The organism is Nostoc sp. DedSLP03 (assembly GCF_034530815.1).
GTDB lineage: Bacteria > Cyanobacteriota > Cyanobacteriia > Cyanobacteriales > Nostocaceae > Nostoc.
Genome location: NZ_JAVRCK010000004.1, coordinates 20,244 through 40,566 on the forward strand (window position 1 = coordinate 20,244; position 20,323 = coordinate 40,566).

Sequence of the window (20,323 nt, forward strand, 5' to 3'; positions counted from 1 at the left end):
CATTTGTCAAAGAGCGAATGACATTCAGGAGTGCTGACAGAATACCCTGAGATCGTCAACTTCGATCGCAACAATCAGATAGAAAGTAGTTTAACGATACATTTAATCTAGTTTTACCTAAAGGCAAAAACTAATCATGGGCAATCCAAAGTGGGGTATTTTGCAATAGATTTGAGGAGGGATGAATGCAATTACAACAGACACAAATTTTAGAAGAAACACTATGGGAAGCAGTTCTCAATCGAGACTTTGCTTTTGAAGGTAAGTTTTTCTACGGTGTTCGCTCCACAGGCATTTATTGCCGACCTATTTGCCCTAGTCGCAGACCGAATCGGAATCAAGTTTGTTTTTTCCAGTCGGTACAAGATGCTGAAATTGCAGGTTTTCGACCTTGTAAGCGCTGTCAGCCACAATCTGAAATAGTTCCAAATACAGCCAAAATCTTAGCAGTATGTCGATATATTGAAGCACAAGTTGATCGCATACCAACTTTATCGGAATTATCCTCTCAGGTAGAAATGAGTCCTAGTTACCTACAAAGAATATTCAAGCAGATAATTGGCGTATCGCCTTTTCAATATGCAGATGCGCTGCGTAGCCAGCGATTGAAACAGCGTCTTCAGTCGGGGGAAGAAATTGCTGATGCAGTTTACAACACGGGGTATGGTTCAAGTAGCCAATTGTATGAGAAAGCACCTAAACAATTAGGAATGACACCCAAAATTTACCAACAAGCTGGAAAAACAATTAACATTATTTATGCGATCGCTTTATGTTCGCTAGGATATTTGCTGGTGGCAACAACAGAGAAGGGTATCTGTGCCGTTAAACTAGGTGATGAAGCAGACAAGCTTGAACATATCTTAAACCAGGAATTTCACCAAGCGCACATCAGACGTGATGACCACACACACAAGGAATGGATACAAGTAATTCTTGACTTTATAGCAGGAGGTGAAACAAATCTCGATCTACCACTTGATGTCCGTGGGACAGCATTTCAGAAACAAGTGTGGGAAGCATTACAAAAAATTCCTTACGGCCAAACCCGCACTTACGCTGATATTGCCCGTAATATTGCCAAACCCCAGGCAGTCCGCGCTGTAGGTAATGCTTGTGGCGCTAATCCGATCGCGCTGATTGTACCATGTCATCGGGTGCTGTGGACTGATGGCAGTCTTGGTGGTTATCACTGGGGGATTGAGCGCAAACAAAAACTGCTTACACAAGAATCAACCCCAAAGGAGAATTCAAAATTCAAAATTCAAAATTCAAAATTACAATCTCCATAAATCAATTCACTTGCTCTGTATCCTATTCTTTTTAGGTTGAAATTTCTTAAAGATGACAGTGGAAGAAACAGCTGCACAAACACTTAAACTAGAATCGCTGACTGAAGAAAGTTTAACCCGTGGTTTAATGGTGCTTGCCAATCTTGATAGCGATTTGGCTCGGATTTTAGAAACACTGGGGCCACCACCGATGTGGTCAAGAGAAGCGGGTTTTGCAACGCTGTTGTGTATAATTCTGGAACAGCAAGTTTCTGTAGCGGCTGCAAGAGCAGTATTTACAAGACTTTGTGCGGTTGTTGTAACTTTAACGCCAGAAAATTTTCTGATTTTAGATGATGCTCAATTAAAAGCGATTGGATTTAGTCGGCAAAAGATTTTATACTGTCGTGGGTTGGCTCAGGCGATCGCAACCGGTCAGCTTGACCTAACCAAGCTCCAAACAATGGACGAAACTACTATCAGAACTGAGTTAAAGCGCCTCAAAGGTATCGGAGACTGGACAGTTGATATTTATTTGCTCATGGCGCTGCAACGTCCTGATGTCTTTCCTAAAGGCGATTTAGCGATCGCGATCGCTCTACAAAAACTCAAAAACTTGGCGACGCGTCCAACACCAGCACAACTAGAAGCCATGACACAGCACTGGCGACCGTGGCGAGCAGTTGCGGCAAGACTTCTATGGCATTATTACCTGAATAAGGGACTGACAAATAAAAAAATATCCAATTAACTCCTGTGAGGTGGGTCGAAAAGCCCGTCCCTTGTATTTTAGGCCTCTCGTGTCGCCCACCCTACAAGAATCATCCCTTGATTCAGCAACGCCTCAAAATTTAATCTAACTCCCGGCGTCCTTCCAACGCCCTCGCCAAAGTAATTTCATCTGCGTACTCCAAATCGCCACCTACAGGTAAACCAAAAGCAATCCGCGTCACCTTAGTAAATGGTTTCAATAGCTGACCGATATACAGGGTTGTTGTCTCCCCTTCTACACTCGGACTAATTGCCAGAATTACTTCTTGAGGTTTTTGCTGACTTACCCGGCGCTGCAAAGCGAGTATATTCAGCTGGTCTGGGCCAATTCCATCAATTGGCGAAATCACCCCGCCTAAAACATGATACTTGCCTTTGTATTCGCGGGTTTTTTCTAATGCAATCACATCGCGAGGATCTGCAACAACACAGATAGTGTCGTTTTCACGGTTGGCATTGCGGCAAATTTCACAAACAGGTTCAGCAGATAAGTGAAAGCAAACAGAACACAAGCCTATCTGTTTTTTTGCCTCAACTAAAGCTTGCGCCAAAGCTTCTACTTCTGCTTCTGGTCGCTTCAAAATATGCAAAGCCAGTCGTTGAGCACTTTTGGGGCCAACTCCCGGTAGGCGTTGCAATTGTTCAATTAACCGTGCTAAAGGGCGTGCGTAAACCGTTGTCTTGTCTCCAGAATGTTTTGACTTTAACTATGATGACATTTTTTGAGTAATTCCATCAGGCGCAACACTTCCAACTCGCGATCGCTCAGTTCTGGACTTTGCAGCCGCTCTACTAGTTTTGTGTCCACAGCAGGATATACGCTTGTTTGCTGTGAACTTTAGTTTTCAAACACGCCCTAGCAAAAACTTATCCTAACCACTCAGGATTTTTGGCTGTACTATCAAATTGATTAGTGGTTTTAAACAATTCATACTGACCTTTGAGAGCAGCTTGGCGAGTCCGATTCAGTAATGCTCTAACTTGTTCCTGACTCATGGGTTTAAAAGTACGTACTGCCTCGAAAGCCTGGTTTAAGATAGGCATACTTTCAATGCCTGTAATCACCGTTGAAGTTGGCAGATTCATCGCGTAATGCAGACATTCGATTGGTTTCACCACATTGCTTTTGAGAATGTTTTGGTCGCCCATTGATTTCATCCCCAGTACAGCAATTCCGTCTTGAACCAGTTTGGGTAAAACTTGCCTCTCAAAACTGCGGAAATGGGCATCCATAACATTTAATGGCATTTGCACTGCATCAAAACGGAAGTTGTTTTGATTGGCAACTTCCAACATTCTTAGGTGTACTAAAGGATCTTTGTGTCCAGTAAAGCCTATGTAGCGAATCTTGCCAGCTTTTTGTGCTTCCACAACTGCTTCCATCGCACCACCCGGGGCAAAAATCCGGTCTGGGTCTTCCATGCGAATGACTTCATGATGCTGTAACAAATCAATGTGGTCTGTTTGCAAACGTTTTAAAGATTCATCAATTTGTTTGGCAGCCGCCGCCTTTGTGCGACCGTCGATTTTAGTCATCAGAAAAGCTTTTTGACGATAACCATTTTGCAGGGCTTTACCCATGCGGATTTCGCTACCTCCATTATGGTAATCCCAGCTATTGTCCATAAAATTAATTCCGCGATCGAGAGCAGTACGGATCAGATTAATACCCTCTTGCTCATCTTTTGGTCTACCAATATGATGACCACCTAGACCAATTACAGATATTTGTTCTTTAGTGCGTCCTAGTTGCCTGTAGAGCATTTCCCCTTTTTTAATCTGGAGTGGGGTAGACTGATTTTGCGCTAAAACCTGTTTGGTTAAACCTTGTAAAGCAAATACCCCAGCTCCACCTAAACCAGAAGCAGAAACTACCTTCAGTAAATTTCGTCTGCTAATATCCACAAATTTATCCTTTGACCACAGTATGATAACTTTCTTTCATAGCTTTGCATAAAGCAAAATTCGTTGCTTCTAGCTGTTGAAGGATAAAGGCAGTGAAATAGAGATAGATTTTTGATAGAGGGAAGGTGATAGAAAAATATTTTATCGTTGTGTAAGTAGAGGAAGCATTGGAGACATCGGCAGCAGAGGAAGAATCTGATAGTTATATTCCTGCTCTCTTTTAAGTAGTTCAAATGTCAACTCCAACACAATACTTTAGTCCGAAAGTTTTCTGGGAGAATTGTTTGTAAATCTTGGCAAATATTATTTGTATTGCTAAACATTTCTTGCAAGATTTTTAAACACAGGACTTATACAAAAATAGCCAAAAAGCTTAATTTATCGAACCATCTTTTCTGCGAGAGGCTGACGCCAACGCGCAGCGTCTCGTAGAGAATACGCCAACAAAGCCAATAGTTCGTAGAGTTTGCGTAAGTCCGTAAAGCATTTAGGGCGTGGTTCAAGAGTTGATAAAATCGAGAAAATTTATTTAGAAAAATCGTAATTTTAAAATTGATTGCGATAATACGTTTAGGTAAATCAAACCTGTTTACCTTAAACTATTAAAGTTCCCGTACTAAACATGAGTAGAGTCAATGACTGCTTCATCACCAGAAAATTTAATCAGTTCATCAAGTACTCATACTTTAGATATAGCTAGGCAAGAGTATCAATATAACTACATCCATATTCCATCAATTGCAATGCTAGATCAGCTTTCTATTGCCGAAGAGTTCACCACTAACTGGTATTTTTTATTAGCCCAGCAGTTACGAATTGTGTTTATTAATACCTTGATTGTCAACAGAGGCAATCAAGGTTCTAAATCGATTCGTGATGATGTCGAAAAGTTTATTTTAGAAGCCTTGCTCAAGGGAGCAGTACCAGTAAAAATCAGTATTCTGGTAAGAATCTTGCAAATTATCCCTCAGTTTTTACTCAGAGGCATCTCTAAGGATGTTAGAGAACTCGACGATCTTTTTTATTCTATTTTGAAAGAAAACGGACTTGTGATCCTCAGAGATGCTCTAAATAGGATAATTAACCTTCTATACGAAGGACAGCCGACAGGACATGCAACCAGTCTCAAGGATTACGAAAATTTGTTTCAAGTGATTGGTGTGCCAGCGATTGCTAAAACTTACCAAGAAGATGAAGTATTTGCCTATATGCAAGTGGCTGGCTACAATCCCGTCACGATCGCGCGAGTCACGACTCCAGGCGATCGCTTCCCAGTCACAGAAGAACATTACCAAGCAGTGATGGGAACTGACGATTCATTAGCAGCAGCCGGACTTGAAGGCAGACTCTACTTAGCTGACTATAAAATTTTAGATGGTGCGGTCAACGGTACATTCCCACACGAGCAAAAATATCTCTATGCTCCCCTAGCACTGTTTGCCTTACCCAAAGGCTCAGACCCCACCCGTTTATTGCGGCCGATAGCCATTCAATGCGGTCAAACCCCAGGCCCAGATTATCCAATTGTTACCCCTAACTCAGGTAAATACGCTTGGCTTTTTGCCAAAACAATAGTCCAAATAGCAGATGCCAACTACCACGAAGCTGTTACTCACCTAGCAAGAACTCACTTATTGATTGGTGCTTTTGCGATCGCCACCGCAAGACAACTACCACTTACCCATCCCTTAAGAATTCTACTACACCCGCATTTTGACAGCACCTTAGCAATTAACGATGCCGCCCAACGTATTCTCATAGCTCCAGGCGGTGGTGTCGATAGATTACTCTCATCATCAATCGATAACTCTCGCGTATTAGCAGTGCTAGCCTTGCAAAGCTATGGTTTTAACAGCGCCATCTTACCTAAGCAATTCCAACAGCGTGGTGTAGACGATTCCAACCTCTTGCCCGTTTATCCTTACCGAGATGATGCCCTACTAGTCTGGAATGCGATTCATCAATGGGTTGCAGACTACCTGAACCTTTACTACCCCACCGATGAAGACATTCAAAAAGATAGAGCATTGCAAGCGTGGGCAGCCGAAATCCCAGCTTACGATGGTGGTCGCATCCCCGATTTTGGCGAAGATGGAGGCATCAAAACGCTCAATTACCTGATTGATGCCACTACGCTGATTATTTTCACTGCCAGCGCCCAACACGCTGCGGTTAACTTTCCGCAAAAAGATTTTATGGGCTACGCCGCAGCCATACCATTGGCAGGTTATTTACCAGCCTCAACTCTCAAAAGAGAAGTTACTGAGCAAGACTACCTTAATTTGCTCCCTCCCTTAGATCAGGCGCAACGGCAATACAACCTACTCAGCTTGTTAGGGTCTGTGTACTACAACAAGCTGGGCGATTATCAGCAAGGATACTTTACAGACCAAAAAGTAAAACCATTGCTACAAACATTCCAGAGTAATCTTCAACAGGTAGAAGATACCATCAAGCAACGTAATTTACACCGTCCACCCTATGAGTATCTACTTCCTTCTAAAATTCCTCAGAGCATCAATATCTGAATTAGAGACAAATGACCAATGACCAATGACAAATGACAAATGATTAATGACCCAAAATAAATACCATGACACTTAAAGATAAAGTCCTCAAAAATCACGATCGCCAGCTTTGGCTTGCACCTATACTAGCTAAAGTAGGTTACGATACTGCGATCGGCAAGTTTCTCCGCTTGATTTTTTATTACATGGATGCGTCAATCATGCTCAATGCATGGCGGGACTTTCTCTACATCCGTAAAGACAATATTGGAGACAAGTATTTTGCAGTAGACCAAGCAATTATGCATTCCTCTCACTCCCAGGTGAAAGAACTAATGCAAACCCAACCACAACTGCGAGGAAATGATTTAGGTATCATCAGAATATTAGCTCCAAGCTACTTGCTGGATAATCCTCTGAGCTTGGGAACAAACGGTAACGAACACACAGGACTACGTACTGTAATCTTACAAGCTTTACCAGAACCGTCAGGGCAGATAGACTTTTTAAGGGATTTAGTTGAGCAAAGCCTGTTAGAGGCTGCTAAACAAGGCAAATTACACATCGGCAACGATTTGCCAAAGATTATGCTGTCGAGTTTGCATCAACTGGTTTTTCAGATATCTTTATCTGAGGAAGAAATCACAGCATCCGATAGTTACATTAAAAATTTGGCTCTTGCATCCTTGCCTAATTTTATCAGCAAGTATCTGCTGGCAATATTAACAGCGCCAAAAATTCGGCATCGTCAATATTTAATTAACCGATATAAACAATCACCTAAATGGGCATCTTACTTTGAAACAGGCGCTCAGTATCAGTTGAACGAACACCAAATTGCTAATACCCTTTTCGATATGATTCATATCGCCGGAACTGCCGGCACGAGTGCGCTTTTAGGATCTGTGATTGGTGTTCTTTGCTTAGATAATACCCTCAGAAATAATGTAGTGTCAGAGGTGAATGCAGTCTGGAATGGCAAGAAAACTTTAGATTCAGACGCTCTAGAAAAGTCAACACTTCTCAATCAAGTGATTTTAGAAACGGCTCGTCTCTATCCACCTGTGCGATTTGTTAGCCAACTCACCACTGAAGCAGGTGAAGTTGAGATTGGAAAACAAAAATGTCCATTCCAAAAAGGTACTCGCTTGCTTGGCTCTATTCTTACAGCTAATCGGGATGCCAATAGATACCAAAATCCAGATGATTTTGACCTAACACGGAATTTTTCAGATATCTTATCTTGGAATGGCGAAGAGCATGAACGAGCCTGTCCTGGTAAATCTTTATCAATTGGCTTTATCAAAATTTTCTGTTTACATCTGTTCCACAACTATCAATGGGACTCAATTACAGAAGTCAAATGGGATTTTGAAAAAGTGACTGCCGTTACTCCTAATAATTTAGTACTACAAGGTTTTGCTCAACGACTGTGAGTAAGAGACTTACAGTAGGGACACACAGGTGTCATTGGTCAGTTTTCATCTATTAAATCTCGTTTCCAGCCTCTGGGCTGGAAATGCACTTCAATGGGGCTGCTGCCGCCAGCAAGGGAGGCGGAGCCTCTAGGACGGCATTCCCAGTTTGAGACTGGGAAAGAGACAACGAGACAACGAGACAATATCTAAAAGCTTGTTATACCAATTTGAAAAATGATTGCGACAGATGGAAAACTGAAACATTTATCCAATGGATGTTTCACAATCCAAAATCTAAAATCTAAAATCCAAAATGGTATTATATGCTGGCTTTCACGTTAAGTTGACACCAATGCACATCTAGTGAAACCCTACTTATCATGCGGAATATAATTTGGTAATTGTTCTGGATTTTTGAGTTGATTTTACTCTTTTTCTAGCGCCAGATTACTCATCTTTCTCTGACTCGGTTTGTTAAAAATTTAGGTATTCTTTTAGCACAAAGTAAGTAATTACAAATAATATGGCTGAATTAATTGAAAAGAAGCAACTTAATAATATTGCAACCTGGATGATTCCAATTAAAGAAACAAACTTACCATCTGTCCTTAAAGGTGTGTTTTTTATGGATGGCAATCCACTGCCAGATACTTGCATTACTATGTACAATTTAGAATGGGATATACAGAATAGAACTTTGCTTTTACCGATATTTGCCCCGCTACAGTGGACTTTTCATGACTCGATTGCTGGCTGGATATTACTACGTTCAATTCAATGGTTTAGAGTAAGTTACAAAATTCAGTTTGAAGATGAAACTTTGCAACAAGCTCAAGTCACACCTGTTTTTCTAGGAATATCAATTCCAAAATCAATTGTCAGTTTCACAATGTCCCAAGACAAAAATTCTCTCAATGGAGATATTTGGCACAGAAATAACGTTTGGTTCGGCGGACTTTCTCGTGCTGGTGAGTATACTCTCCGTAAGGTTGTTGATAAAGATGGTTGTTATACTCCTGCTTTTAACGATATGCTTACCAGAGTACAAAATGAATGTTTAGTAATTCAACGCCACTCAAATTGATTCGGCTTAGGTTAGTCAGCTAAAGCTTAAAGCCTTATCGCCCTACATCGCTAACTTTAAATACAGATTTTATTCTTCTTTAATTTCTGTTTTTGCCAATCTGAAATTGCATTTTTTGTACTCCAAATTCCCAAAGCCAGCAACCCGAATATGACAGAGGGTTCCGGAACAGAATTAACTCGACGGAATTCAATGGGTGTGGCTACAAGTAAATTGCCTTTCTTGTCAAAAATTTTGTCTAAGGAGTCGATGCTACTTTGCTCAATAGTTATATCAGAAACCACTTTGAAGCCATTATTTGTTATACAGCCATTGGGAGCGTTATTGCCAATGTAGCTGTTCGGCTCCCAAAATAGTTGCAGATTACAGGTATTCTTCTCAACATTGTTAACACTAAGCTGTCGCCTAGATGGAGAATGATTGCATAACCCGCGTACAGTATTTTCATTTAAAAAGCTGTTAATACTTAGATTCACAGCCAAATTTTCTTGATTAAAAGAATAAAGACGTAGCCGCTCAAAACCTGGGCTTTCTTGCTCTAGATAAACGTTCTGTGTTTCAGCCAAAGGATTAGTACCATCCAGTTGAACACTACAACTTGATATAGTAATTAATGGCACAGAGGGGCTATTAGCAACCTGTTGAGCGTTATCAAAAAAACCAGTGAACCACTGTGCTACTTGCTGAACCTGTGTCTTAATTGGTGGCGCACTGGTATCAGCATGGCTTTGTTGAACAAATGAAAATGTAGTAACAAAAAATGTCAAAATTGATACTTTAAGTAAATGCATAGAGGTTAGATTCCAACAAGAGCAGATTACAGACTTATGGATAAATAATTTACACTATCAAGCTCCATTTTCCGTCATGAAATAAATTCCTTAGCTGTTGGCTAATAACCCTCTTGTGTCATTTTCCAGATTAAGCAAGTAGTAAATAAGTTCAATTATTTAGATTAGCTACTCAGTTTAATTTTAAAGAGAACTTATCAAGTAGTTAGCTATTATAGGCGAATATCAAAAATTCAGTGCCTTCATAGATGAACTCTGCCATTTTACACATACCCATCTTTTGATGTGCTTGAAGTGATGCTTTGTTGTTTGCCTTGATGAACAGTATTCCTTCCCGCTTTGGTAGCAAATCTTTCAACTTAGCAAACATTACCGCAGCAATACCTTGCCCACGCATCGTTTCATCAACACAAATAGGGCCATACAAGTAAGCATCTTTTGTACCAGGATAGGTTTCTAACATCACCTTTATAATTGGTAGATTAGCAGTTGTCTTTGACCAACTGAGTAAGAATCCCACAACTCGATCATCTTTACGGGCTACAACGCTCGGCATTGTAGATATAGTCATCATCACAGCCTCTGGCTCAAGATGACCTAATAACATACCACCATGTTCTGCGTCATTGGCTTGGGCCAACTTGACGATTCCAGTAACATCACTGGGGCTGGCACGGTCGATCGCTACATCATTGAGACACATACCTGGTTAATATAAATAGGAGAAAGACTTGGAGCAAAAGAATTTTCTTTTAGAAGAATAACAGAAATGACTTTAAGATTGACTGCTTTACTTTATAAGCCAGTAGTCTTTATGATATTTCTCGTTCAGTTTCAGTCAAAATTTTAACTAAACCTCCTATGCCCACCGTTGCGATTATCTATTTTTCTGGTGCAGGTCATACTCATCTTATGGCCCAAGCTATTGCTGAAGGTGCAAGTAAAGTTAAAGACACTACTGTTGAACTGCTACGCGTTACTGGAGAGCAGATAGTCAATGGTCGTTGGAAGAATGATGAGGTAATAGCAACTCTCAATCAAGCTGATGCAATTGTTTTTGGCTCTCCTACTTATATGGGTGGTGTTGCGGCTCAGTTCAAGACATTTATTGATGCTGCTAGCGAAGTTTGGTTCCGACACGGATGGAAAGATAAAATCGCTGGAGGTTTTACCCATTCCAGCTCTCCCAGTGGCGATAAACAAGGTACACTCCTCTATTTAGCTACCAACGCAGCTCAACATGGCATGATTTGGGTAAATGTGGGAGACTTGCAAAGCTTTTTATCTGGTAAAGATGATGGGGTAAATCGATTAGGAGGATTTCTAGGTGTAATGGGTCAAAGTCAACTCGATATGAGTGGCAAAGAACCAGTGCTAGATTCCGGCGATTATCTGACTTCACTACGCTTTGGGGAACGCATTGCAGAGGCAACTAAACGTTGGGTTAAGTAGCTTTTAACACTTGTATTCGGTTATAGCACCCTTGTATTTGATAAAAAATTCAAAGAGTCAAAGTTGTACCAAAACAGCGATCGCGTGAAACAAGCAGTACACTGCTACTATGCCAACCAAAACTTCTAAAGTGCAAAGTGCGTAGGCGTAGCCCAACCTCAGCATCGCTGTTTTTTCTACTAGTAAGAGTGCTTTTCTAATGGGAATACTTTATATATAGTAATTCCAACAAATAGAACTCCTGTAGTATGAGCTACTGTACCAATATTGATTGCCTACGTCCACAAAATTCTGACAGTTCTCGTTTTTGCAATAGTTGTGGTCAGGAATTATTACTTAAACAGCGATATCGTCCACTTGCGGTCATTGGAAGCGGTGGCTTTGGGAGAACGTTTTTAGCTATTGATGAACATCTTCCAGATCGACCCAAATGTGCGGTCAAACAACTATGTTTTCAAAAAGAAAATACTGAGATTTGGCACAAGGCTGTCAATTTATTTCATCAAGAAGCCCTTCGTCTCAATGAACTAGAACACTCTCAAATACCCAAATTACTAGCGCACTTTGAACAAAATCAGAAGTTTTATATAGTTGAAGAATTAATAGATGGACAAACACTCGCTCAGGAATTACAAAAACAGGGCGTTTTTCAAGAACCGCAAATTTGGGAGATATTAAAAAGTTTATTGCTTACATTGCAATTTATCCATTCCCGACAAGTAATCCACCGAGATATTAAACCGGAAAATATTATGCGCCGTTCGGGTCGAGGAGACCTGGTTTTAATCGATTTCGGAGTTGCTAAATTCGCCAATAAGATGAAGCAGCTTCGTACAGGCACCATAGTAGGTAGCCCAGAATATATCGCTCCCGAACAAATGCGAGGAAAGGCATTGCCAGCCAGCGATCTTTACAGCTTGGGTGTAACATGTATTTACTTACTCACCAATGTTTCTCCCTTTGATTTGTTCGATATTGCTAGCGATCGCTGGGTATGGCAAGAACATTTACCAGCATTCAATACTGTTAGCGTTCACCTCTGTGAAATCTTAGATAAACTTTTACAAAATGCCGTTTGGCAACGCTTCCAATCGGCAACAGAAGTTTTACAGACACTGGAGCAACAACCAAATAAATTGCTAAATATTTCTAATTATCGTACAGTAAATACTATTGATTATACGCATTTGCGTGATTTATTAGCAAAGGGAAAATGGGAATCAGCAGATCGAGAAACTTGGGAACTAATATGTCAAGCGCTAGCAAAGCCTAGAGGTAGCTATATATTTAGTAGCGATCTTGAAAAACTTCCCTGTGAAGATTTGCAGACTATTGACTTTTTATGGGTAAATTATAGTCATAAACGCTTTGGTTTTAGCATACAGACACTTATTTACAAAAACGTCAATGGCGACTATGGAATTTTTTGTCATCAAGTTGGTTGGCATATATACAATTCTAGTTCTGCCAATTCGGAATTCAATTTTAGTCTCAAAGCACCAATCGGTCATTTACCCTCACGTCTTTGGATTGGTGGTTCTCAACTGTGGCGCTACCCGGATGCTTTAGCTGTAAAATTAGCAGCTTGTGGTATTAGTTAGTTTTTATAAAAAAATTGTTGAATAAGATTACTAATCAACCTACTTGCTGTTGATCGCTCTTCATCTTTATGAAAAAAGTTAGGTTTAAAACCTCGCCCGCAAGTGGGAAACCCTCCCACGAGAGTGGCTCCCCTTTGTGGGTGGCTGAATTGAATTTTGAATTTTGAATTTTGAATTTTGAATTGATTATTTATGCCCCAGGTATCGCTCCCCCAATCGTTCTATCCACACCTACCCCTCACCGCTCTTGCGCCCATGCAGGATGTGACTAACCTCTGGTTTATGAAGGTGATTGCCCAGTATGGCAGCCCTGACTACTTTTTCACCGAATATTTCCGCGTCAATGATACTTCACGGCTCAATCGTGGCATCTTAGCAGCAATCACCGAAAACGACACGGGTCGTCCCGTTTTTGCGCAAATGATTGGCGAAAGCATTCCAGATTTAGTCAGAACAGCAAAGGAACTCTGCAACTATAATATCGCTGGAGTTGACTTGAACATGGGCTGTCCAGCACCTAGAATCTATCGCAAAAATGTTGGGGGTGGATTGCTGCTCTTGCCGGAAAAAGTAGATCGGATTTTGGGAGAACTACGGCAAGCAGTTAGCGATCGCCCTTTGACTGTCAAGATGCGCGTAGGCTTTGAAAATACAGATAATTTTGACAAAATTCTAGATATAATCAATCGCCACAACATTGATTTGCTCTCTTTGCATGGTCGCACCGTCAAAGATATGTACCACGGGGCAGTGAAATATGATTTAATCGCTGAAGCAGTTAGACGAGTCGATTGTCCAGTGCTGGCTAATGGCAATATCAACTCGGCGACAACTGCTGTTAAAGTGCTTTCTCAAACGGGCGCGGCGGGTGTGATGGTGGGACGCTGGGCGATCGGGAATCCTTGGATTTTTAATCAAATTCGGCAAGCTTTGCGAAAAGAACCGATCGCACCCGTTCCTTTGGCGGAGGTACGCAACTATATCGATCGTTTATGGCAAACCCCCACAGCAGCAAATATGCCAGAGCGATCGCGCGTCGGCTATCTGAAAATGTTCCTCAACTACATTGCCCTGAGTGTTGATACTGAAGGTGATTTTTTACGGTTGATGCGACATACTTCTACTGAGGCAGAATTGTTTAACCTGTGCGATCGCGTTCTCCTTACCGATCTGACAAAAACTTTAGCCTTAGTACCTTCTTTGAGCGTGTGATATCGGGCGTTGTCGATTTGGTTGTGATTTATGGTAAATTCAACCGCTTGCGCGCACCAAATCGAAATAAGCGATCTGGCAATATTGCTTTTAAGCGAGGCAACCATTGTGCCTCATTGCCAACACGATAGCGTAATCGTGGCAACCGACTACGAGCAGCAAATAGAATCGTCTGTGCGACTTTTTCAGGATCGTCGCCTTGTGCAATTGCTTGACTAACAGTTGAGCGAATCACATCGCGTACATTGTCGTAATCAGCGTAATTCAATGTGGATGACAACATGGCGTGGTTGAAGTTGGTCTTAAAGTAACCAGGCTCAATTAAAGATATTTTAATATTGAAAGGGTCTAGTTCCACGCTCAATGCTTCGCTATAACCTTCGAGTGCAAACTTACTTGCACTGTAAAAACCTTGGCCTGGTGCGCCAATCAATCCCGCCACTGAACTGATATTAATAATATGCCCACTACGCTGCTGTCTCATAACTGGCAAAACAGCATTGCTAACTCGGACAATACCCCAAAAATTGGTTTCAAAAACCTCCTTGGCTTGTTCTAAAGAAGTTTCTTCAATCATGCTGGCATGAATTTGTCCAGCATTGTTAATCAGTAAATCAATGCGATTAGTCTGCGCAAGCAACTGTTTGATACATGATTGGACTGAAGACTCAGAGGTAACATCGAGTGTTAACATTTCCACATCTTGTACAGTCGGATGTTCCTTGCGACTAGTGCCGAAGACCCAGTAACCTTCTTGAGCAAGCTTTTGAGCAGTTAACAGCCCAAATCCAGATGATGCTCCTGTTACTAGCACGACCTTTTTATCAGTCATCGGTTCTCCTTTTGCTTGTGAATTCTTTGATACTGCGATGGACTACACCCTGCCTAATAGTCACGTTTTTTCTAAATCTTATTTGTTCTCAATAAAAACATAATTTTAGCAGTGCTGCACTTTGTACATCATCTATTTAAGAACTGCTGTATATGTTTTTATAGCAATTTCATCAGTAACACCAGAACAAAAATATCCCCGACTTCTTTAAAGAAGTCGGGGATCTCAAGCTCTCAATTAGAATTACCAAAGCTATTTAATCACACACCATATCACTCAAATTGCACAAGCGATCGCCCCGATACTACAATAAAACCCACAGAATCAAGTCTCAGAAGTGGCTGGCGAATTCCCTCTAGAATGGCTGCATTTAAAGCAGTTTCTATCTTCAATTCTTCAGCTAATGCGTTATCCCAATTTTGCTGATTTAAACGTAGTCGTAATTGTTCTACTCTATTGGCTAATTTTTTTTCGGCGACTTTAGCACAACTTTGACATAAATCAATAAAATCGGGACGATTGGCAAGTAATTCGGAAGAAGCGTTACGCACTTGATAGCAAAAATTTTGCCATTTACTAGGATCGACAAAATCGTCAATAATTCCTAAGCGCTCTTTTGCTAAGTTGTAATCTCGTCCTTGATTATTGTTTTTATCTTTATATGGACGTTGCAGAATACTTAAAAGAGCTTTATCCTCAACAACCCGGATTGGCTGCTTGCGACCATCAACATAGATAGTTTCTATAATTGGTGGAAATAGAGCATCAACGCGGCGCTGCAAGTTTTTGAATTGAGAATTATCTAGTTTGTTATCTAGTAAAACTTGTTTGGCAATTTTCAAATTTGCCTCGACTACATAATTGCATTGGAAACCGAACCACTCTTTCCCTTCTTTCGCATCCCAAGATGCATCAGTGCGCCACAGAGCAAAGGCTTCACCTCGGTCATCCCAGTTGATATAGTTCAAGAGTGCTTCGATAAATCCTTCGCCAACTCGAAAGAGTTTAACACCAGCTTTCTGGTTTGCCACTCTGCGATTATAAGTACCAAATTGGTCTAGATAACTCTCAGCAAAACGGTCTTTTAACTCATTTATCGGCACCAATGTCCGCGTTGTAGGTTGATAACGTCGCATCTCTGATGAATCGGGGTTATTTAGTCCTCTGAATCCCAGCGCGTCGCAAATCCAGCCTTCAATTGCTCGTTTCATTTCTAGATGACGAGCATCGTAATTATCTAGCTCTTGAAAATACTCGGTAGCAATTTCATGGTTTGCATCAATTTCATCGAGAGCATTTTGTTCGCTAATTTTGGCGATTTCCGCTTCAATTTGCTCTTGGATTGGTGAAACCATCTCTAACAATCCAGCCGCACCTGATTGAAACAAAACTGTTTCTAATTCTGCAAGTTTCTCATCAACATAAAACTGGAGACTGGCAATTGATTGCTGGAAAATACCAAACCCATCTTTTAATACTTTATACCAAGCATTGTGAGGGCTATCTTCCAAATAGGGGCCAATCAAGGCACTAGATTGGATGCCAATTTTGCTGCCAATGCGGTCAAGTCTACCAATTCTCTGCTCTAATTGATTAGGCGACCAAGGCAGGTCAAAATGAATTAACCAATCGGCAAACTGGAGGTTACGCCCTTCTTCTCCAGAGCGATCGCATACTAAAATAAAGCAGTTGGGGTTATTCTTGAACCGATTTAAGCCTTCCTCAACTTTGTCTGGTGATTCTCCAAATTGATGGCTGGCTATTGTCTCTGCACCAAAGGTATCAGATAAATACCGGACAATTTCGCCACAAGTTTGCACAAAACTGGTAAACACAACAAATTTGGGCAGAATATCGCCAGCAATTGGTCTTTTAATTCTCTGCTGTATCCTGGTGATGAATTCCTTTTGATTCTTCCGAACGTTTGCGGGAATTTTGAAATATGTACCTAGCTGATTCAGCAGCACTGTTTTTAAATTTTCCGTCCGCTGTCCGTCCTCTTGAGGTTGACGAATAATTTTTAGTAAGGATTGGAGAATCTCTTCTTCTCCTGAGAATTTGGGGGTTGTAGTTAACAGGCGAACATCATCTTCTTTAAACTCCTGGATGAGTTTAGCATGAGGTTTCGCAGTTAAACGCGCCGTAATTACCTGCTCTAAAATCCCTAACCAAGTACCAGCAGCGAGAAATAACAGCAGAAAAATTCGCTGATATGGCTTTTCATTAGGAGCAACACTTTGCCATTGATTGAGCAGTTCGTGGATATCAAGCGATCGCTCGTCTAAATCATACTCTTCTTTGGGCGTAAAGTTGCGGTCAAATATCACATCTTCCACCGCCGCGCGACGGTTGCGAAGCATTCGCCGATGTAGTCGATAAATATCGCTGACGTGGACGCGAATTGCTTGAACGATTTGCTCTTGTTCAGGAGAATTTGCTGGTAAATTTTCCAAATCATCCGCCAGCTTCAGTAAATACTTATCCTCAGCCAAAAGGTTTCGCAATTGCTGCAAGTTGCTTTTGAGAACCTTTGGCTCTGCACCTTCTTTAAAAGAAAGCAGAAGTTTACCAATTTGCTGACGGCTTTCAACTTTGGCGCGAAAACCTGCTAAATCGCCAATTTTATAGGTTGTCGGGTCGAGCAAGTGCAACATCGCCAGAAAATCCTGCTCGTGATTGAGAACCGGAGTGGCAGATAATAAAAGTAAGCGATCGCTTTTATGAGCAAGTTCTTTGCAAGTCTGAAAACGCTGGCGCACTGTTGCATCCTTAGAGGTTGCCATTGCTGCAATATGATGGGCTTCATCTAAAATTAAGCAGCCTATCTTCGCTTTCAGGTTGATTTTATGAATATCTTCAACCGCCAGCACCGCTACCCGTTTGCCAAAATGGGAGATGTAAAACTTGTTTTCTAACTCAGTCCGCCATTGTTTGAGCAAATATTGCGGAACTATCACCACCGCACCTTTTTTCGGTTCATCGAGAAGAAATTGACGCAGAATCGCACCCGCTTCGATGGTTTTTCCCAGTCCCACCTCGTCTGCTAACAAGTAGCGTTGAATTGGGTCTTCCAGTACCCGCCGCACTACTTCAACTTGGTGAGGATAAAGATTAATATTTGCCGAAATCAGTCCCGTCATCCCGCGACTGACAGCGCGTTGCTGAATTAAGGATTTCACGAAAGCCAATCTTTTGTCGTGGAAATAGGGCGTTTCGTGACCCTTCATCGCTAGAGTTTGGATGGGGTCTGTATTTGGTAGATTACAACGAACGTAAATATCTTCAACAGATGCGATCGCAGTTTTCTTATCTGGTAAATCAATTTGATACATTTCTGTATCATCATCCCAAATAAAAACTCTGCCTACTATCCATTTATCCTGAGTTTGGGACTTAATATAGCATCGAGCCTGGGGTTCCAGCTTCACTTGCGAGAGCGAACTTAAAGGTAAAGTTTTTTGGAGACGTTGCCCTATAGAGCAGAAATACTCAACGTTTGCATTAGTATCAGATATTTCCGTAACTTTTCCGATACCCAAAGAGTTATTCTGGGACTGTACCAATAAACCAAGCTTAATCATAGATCCAGTCCCCTGAACACACTAAAAGAACCTTCCAGAGTAGTTTTTAGCCCATATCTGGCAGTTTTGTCGATCAACATTATAGATAATAACTGGTATTACAGTTTTTGTTAGAGCGATATCTACGACGGGCAATGACGCTCTCTACGAGACGCTACGCGTAGCTTGCTTCCCCATAGGGGTACGTAGACTCGCTAACGCTTTGCTATCGGCGTCGCTTCATCACAGCCAATTAATAAAATTAGCAATTTTCAGGTAAATACACCACACAGTAGAGGTACAGCATTGTTGTGCTTCTACAACATATACAGTTCAATTAAATGAAAACTGCTGTAAATTCACATTTCTCAGCAAAGTTTTGCTTAAAAGCATCACGTTGTTAAACGCAGGGCGACACAACGGCATTGTTCGCCAACGCATTGATATTGCAGGGTATTGCCAAATTAAATTTGCTACGAATTAATGAAATACTGTACTTAGCTGATTATCTGGTGTAACAGATTTACGCTTTAGCTTGATAAGGTAACGGTACAATTAAGATCGTGTAGATTTATTTACTATGAAGAAAATTAGAGACAACACAATTAAGTTAAATCAATTTTTAAAGTTGATGGGTATAGTGCCAACTGGAGGCCAAGCCAAGTTGATGATTCAAGGTGGTGATGTCCAAGTAAACGGGATGCTGGAAACTCGACGAGGACGGCGACTAGTACCGGGCGATAAAGTGACAATCCAAGGACAGACTTTAGAAGTGAATTTGAACAACAATGAAGACCCAGATTTAATGATAGATTTAGCCAAGCAAACCGAGTAAAGAAAGTTTATCTCAAAGTTACAAGTTTCTCTTTTGCCTTGTGAGTAATGCTGCAAATTTCCAATAATGTTATTATCCCACAGACTGAGATTGAAATTACTGCGATTCGCTCTCAAGGAGCAGGAGGACAAAATGTAAATAAAGTTTCCACCGCGATCCACTTGCGCTTCGATATTGCGGCTTCATCATTACCTGATTATTATAAACAACAGCTTTTAAAGCTCAACGATCGCCGCATTAACCAAGAAGGAGTAGTTGTAATTAAAGCCCAGGAACATCGAAGCCAAGAGAACAATCGCGAGTCAGCCTTGAAACGACTTCAAGAACTCATTCAAAGCGCAGTTGTCGTGACAATCAAACGCAAACCCACTAAACCAACTCGCAGTTCTCAAAGAAAACGCCTCGATCGCAAAAGTAAGCGCGCACAGATTAAATCTAACAGAAGACAGGTGACAGATTGTTAATTTATCGATTATTTGTAGAGAACATAAGTAGGTAGACATAATTAAATATCAAATAAACTCCTAGTTTATAGTGAGCGATTTATCGCTCAGAGCAAGGATTATCAGGACTAAAGTCCTTACTACAAACTTGAAATTTATTTATGCCTAGATACTGACATATTATTCAATATCAAAAAAGATGAATAAGACATTACTAAATATTTTGATGTTTGCGCTTTTAATATTGTTTATCATTTCTCCCTTTGCGGCTCTTGCGGGTTTAATGCTTGTAGTGTTAGTTGCGGCATTTTTCTTTTTACTAGGGGACGTGTTTCAAGCAATTATTGGTCGCAACACCGACCCGAAAAAGTCATAAAACCAAAATTCCAAATGGAGATAGGGATTTCCCGCCGTTAAGCAACCAACTAGCGCTGTATTGGATTCAACACAGAAGCGCTATAAACAGCGTTTGTCTCCTTCCCCTGCTCAGACTAGGAATGCTGTTCTAGAGGCTCCGCCTCCCGAACTCGCGGCAGCAGCCCAATTAAAGTGCATTTCCAGCCCAGAAGCTGGAAACGAAAGTTTGACAAAGCTTTTAGCTTAAGTTGACACTTATGAATATTGTTGTGCCCTTACAATAA

General features: G+C 41.1%; 17 protein-coding genes. 11 read left to right on the forward strand and 6 right to left on the reverse strand.

What is annotated here, in order from left to right; all coding sequences use genetic code 11:
- Positions 1–185 precede the first annotated feature (185 nt).
- Together ada and RM368_RS02910 are read left to right on the forward strand one after the other, a co-directional pair.
- Positions 186–1,292, forward strand: coding sequence for a bifunctional DNA-binding transcriptional regulator/O6-methylguanine-DNA methyltransferase Ada (gene ada, locus RM368_RS02905; protein ID WP_322692657.1), 1,107 nt, complete (start codon positions 186–188; stop codon positions 1,290–1,292).
- Between the two features lie 52 nt (positions 1,293–1,344).
- Positions 1,345–2,022 carry a DNA-3-methyladenine glycosylase 2 family protein gene (locus RM368_RS02910; protein WP_322692658.1) on the forward strand — a complete coding sequence of 226 codons (678 nt, stop codon included), beginning with the start codon at positions 1,345–1,347 and terminating at the stop codon, positions 2,020–2,022.
- Positions 2,023–2,122: 100 nt separating this feature from the next.
- On the opposite strand, the gene recR is transcribed toward RM368_RS02910, so the two are convergent.
- Positions 2,123–2,680 carry a recombination mediator RecR gene (gene recR / locus RM368_RS02915; RefSeq protein ID WP_322692659.1) on the reverse strand — a complete coding sequence of 186 codons (558 nt, stop codon included), beginning with the start codon at positions 2,678–2,680 and terminating at the stop codon, positions 2,123–2,125.
- 229 nt (positions 2,681–2,909) lie between these two features.
- Positions 2,910–3,947 (reverse strand): aldo/keto reductase, encoded by a 1,038-nt coding sequence (locus RM368_RS02920; RefSeq protein WP_322692660.1) that lies wholly within the window; start codon positions 3,945–3,947, stop codon positions 2,910–2,912.
- A 635-nt stretch (positions 3,948–4,582) separates the two neighbouring features.
- Here RM368_RS02920 and RM368_RS02925 point away from each other — a divergent pair.
- The 3 genes from RM368_RS02925 (at position 4,583) to RM368_RS02935 (ending at position 8,956) form a co-directional block, all read left to right on the forward strand.
- Positions 4,583–6,475: a lipoxygenase family protein gene (locus RM368_RS02925; RefSeq protein ID WP_322692661.1), complete on the forward strand. Its 1,893-nt coding sequence runs from the start codon at positions 4,583–4,585 to the stop codon at positions 6,473–6,475.
- A 65-nt stretch (positions 6,476–6,540) separates the two neighbouring features.
- Positions 6,541–7,890, forward strand: coding sequence for a cytochrome P450 (locus RM368_RS02930; RefSeq protein WP_322692662.1), 1,350 nt, complete (start codon positions 6,541–6,543; stop codon positions 7,888–7,890).
- Positions 7,891–8,395: 505 nt separating this feature from the next.
- A complete protein-coding gene (locus RM368_RS02935; RefSeq protein ID WP_322692663.1) occupies positions 8,396–8,956 on the forward strand; it encodes a hypothetical protein in 561 nt (186 codons plus the stop codon).
- 56 nt (positions 8,957–9,012) lie between these two features.
- Here RM368_RS02935 and RM368_RS02940 read toward each other — a convergent pair whose 3' ends face one another.
- Positions 9,013–9,747, reverse strand: coding sequence for a CpcT/CpeT family chromophore lyase (locus RM368_RS02940; protein ID WP_322692664.1), 735 nt, complete (start codon positions 9,745–9,747; stop codon positions 9,013–9,015).
- A 205-nt stretch (positions 9,748–9,952) separates the two neighbouring features.
- The gene (locus tag RM368_RS02945) at positions 9,953–10,450 is read right to left on the reverse strand and encodes a GNAT family N-acetyltransferase (protein ID WP_322692665.1); all 498 of its coding nucleotides are present in this window, start codon (positions 10,448–10,450) and stop codon (positions 9,953–9,955) included.
- Positions 10,451–10,608: 158 nt separating this feature from the next.
- Here RM368_RS02945 and RM368_RS02950 point away from each other — a divergent pair, with 158 nt between their 5' ends.
- The 3 genes from RM368_RS02950 to RM368_RS02960 all read left to right on the forward strand — a co-directional run bounded on the left by RM368_RS02950 (position 10,609) and on the right by RM368_RS02960 (position 14,012).
- The gene (locus RM368_RS02950; RefSeq protein ID WP_322692666.1) at positions 10,609–11,199 is read left to right on the forward strand and encodes a flavodoxin family protein; all 591 of its coding nucleotides are present in this window, start codon (positions 10,609–10,611) and stop codon (positions 11,197–11,199) included.
- Positions 11,200–11,447: 248 nt separating this feature from the next.
- The gene (locus tag RM368_RS02955; RefSeq protein WP_322692667.1) at positions 11,448–12,800 is read left to right on the forward strand and encodes a serine/threonine-protein kinase; all 1,353 of its coding nucleotides are present in this window, start codon (positions 11,448–11,450) and stop codon (positions 12,798–12,800) included.
- Positions 12,801–12,992: 192 nt separating this feature from the next.
- Positions 12,993–14,012, forward strand: a complete 1,020-nt coding sequence (locus RM368_RS02960; protein WP_322692668.1) for a tRNA-dihydrouridine synthase family protein — start codon at positions 12,993–12,995, stop codon at positions 14,010–14,012.
- A gap of 28 nt (positions 14,013–14,040) precedes the next feature.
- Here the strand turns inward: RM368_RS02960 and RM368_RS02965 are convergent, their stop codons facing one another.
- Together RM368_RS02965 and dpdE are read right to left on the reverse strand one after the other, a co-directional pair.
- Positions 14,041–14,844 carry an SDR family NAD(P)-dependent oxidoreductase gene (locus tag RM368_RS02965; RefSeq protein WP_322692669.1) on the reverse strand — a complete coding sequence of 268 codons (804 nt, stop codon included), beginning with the start codon at positions 14,842–14,844 and terminating at the stop codon, positions 14,041–14,043.
- 272 nt (positions 14,845–15,116) lie between these two features.
- Positions 15,117–18,425: a protein DpdE gene (gene dpdE / locus RM368_RS02970; protein WP_322692670.1), complete on the reverse strand. Its 3,309-nt coding sequence runs from the start codon at positions 18,423–18,425 to the stop codon at positions 15,117–15,119.
- Between the two features lie 559 nt (positions 18,426–18,984).
- On the opposite strand from dpdE, the gene RM368_RS02975 reads away from it, so the two are divergent.
- The 3 genes from RM368_RS02975 (at position 18,985) to RM368_RS02985 (ending at position 20,058) form a co-directional block, all read left to right on the forward strand.
- On the forward strand, positions 18,985–19,239 hold the full coding sequence (locus RM368_RS02975) for an RNA-binding S4 domain-containing protein (RefSeq protein WP_322692671.1): 255 nt from the start codon (positions 18,985–18,987) through the stop codon (positions 19,237–19,239).
- Between the two features lie 47 nt (positions 19,240–19,286).
- On the forward strand, positions 19,287–19,703 hold the full coding sequence (gene arfB, locus RM368_RS02980) for an alternative ribosome rescue aminoacyl-tRNA hydrolase ArfB (protein ID WP_322692672.1): 417 nt from the start codon (positions 19,287–19,289) through the stop codon (positions 19,701–19,703).
- Between the two features lie 178 nt (positions 19,704–19,881).
- Positions 19,882–20,058 (forward strand): hypothetical protein, encoded by a 177-nt coding sequence (locus tag RM368_RS02985; protein WP_322692673.1) that lies wholly within the window; start codon positions 19,882–19,884, stop codon positions 20,056–20,058.
- The last annotated feature ends 265 nt before the right edge of the window (positions 20,059–20,323 follow it).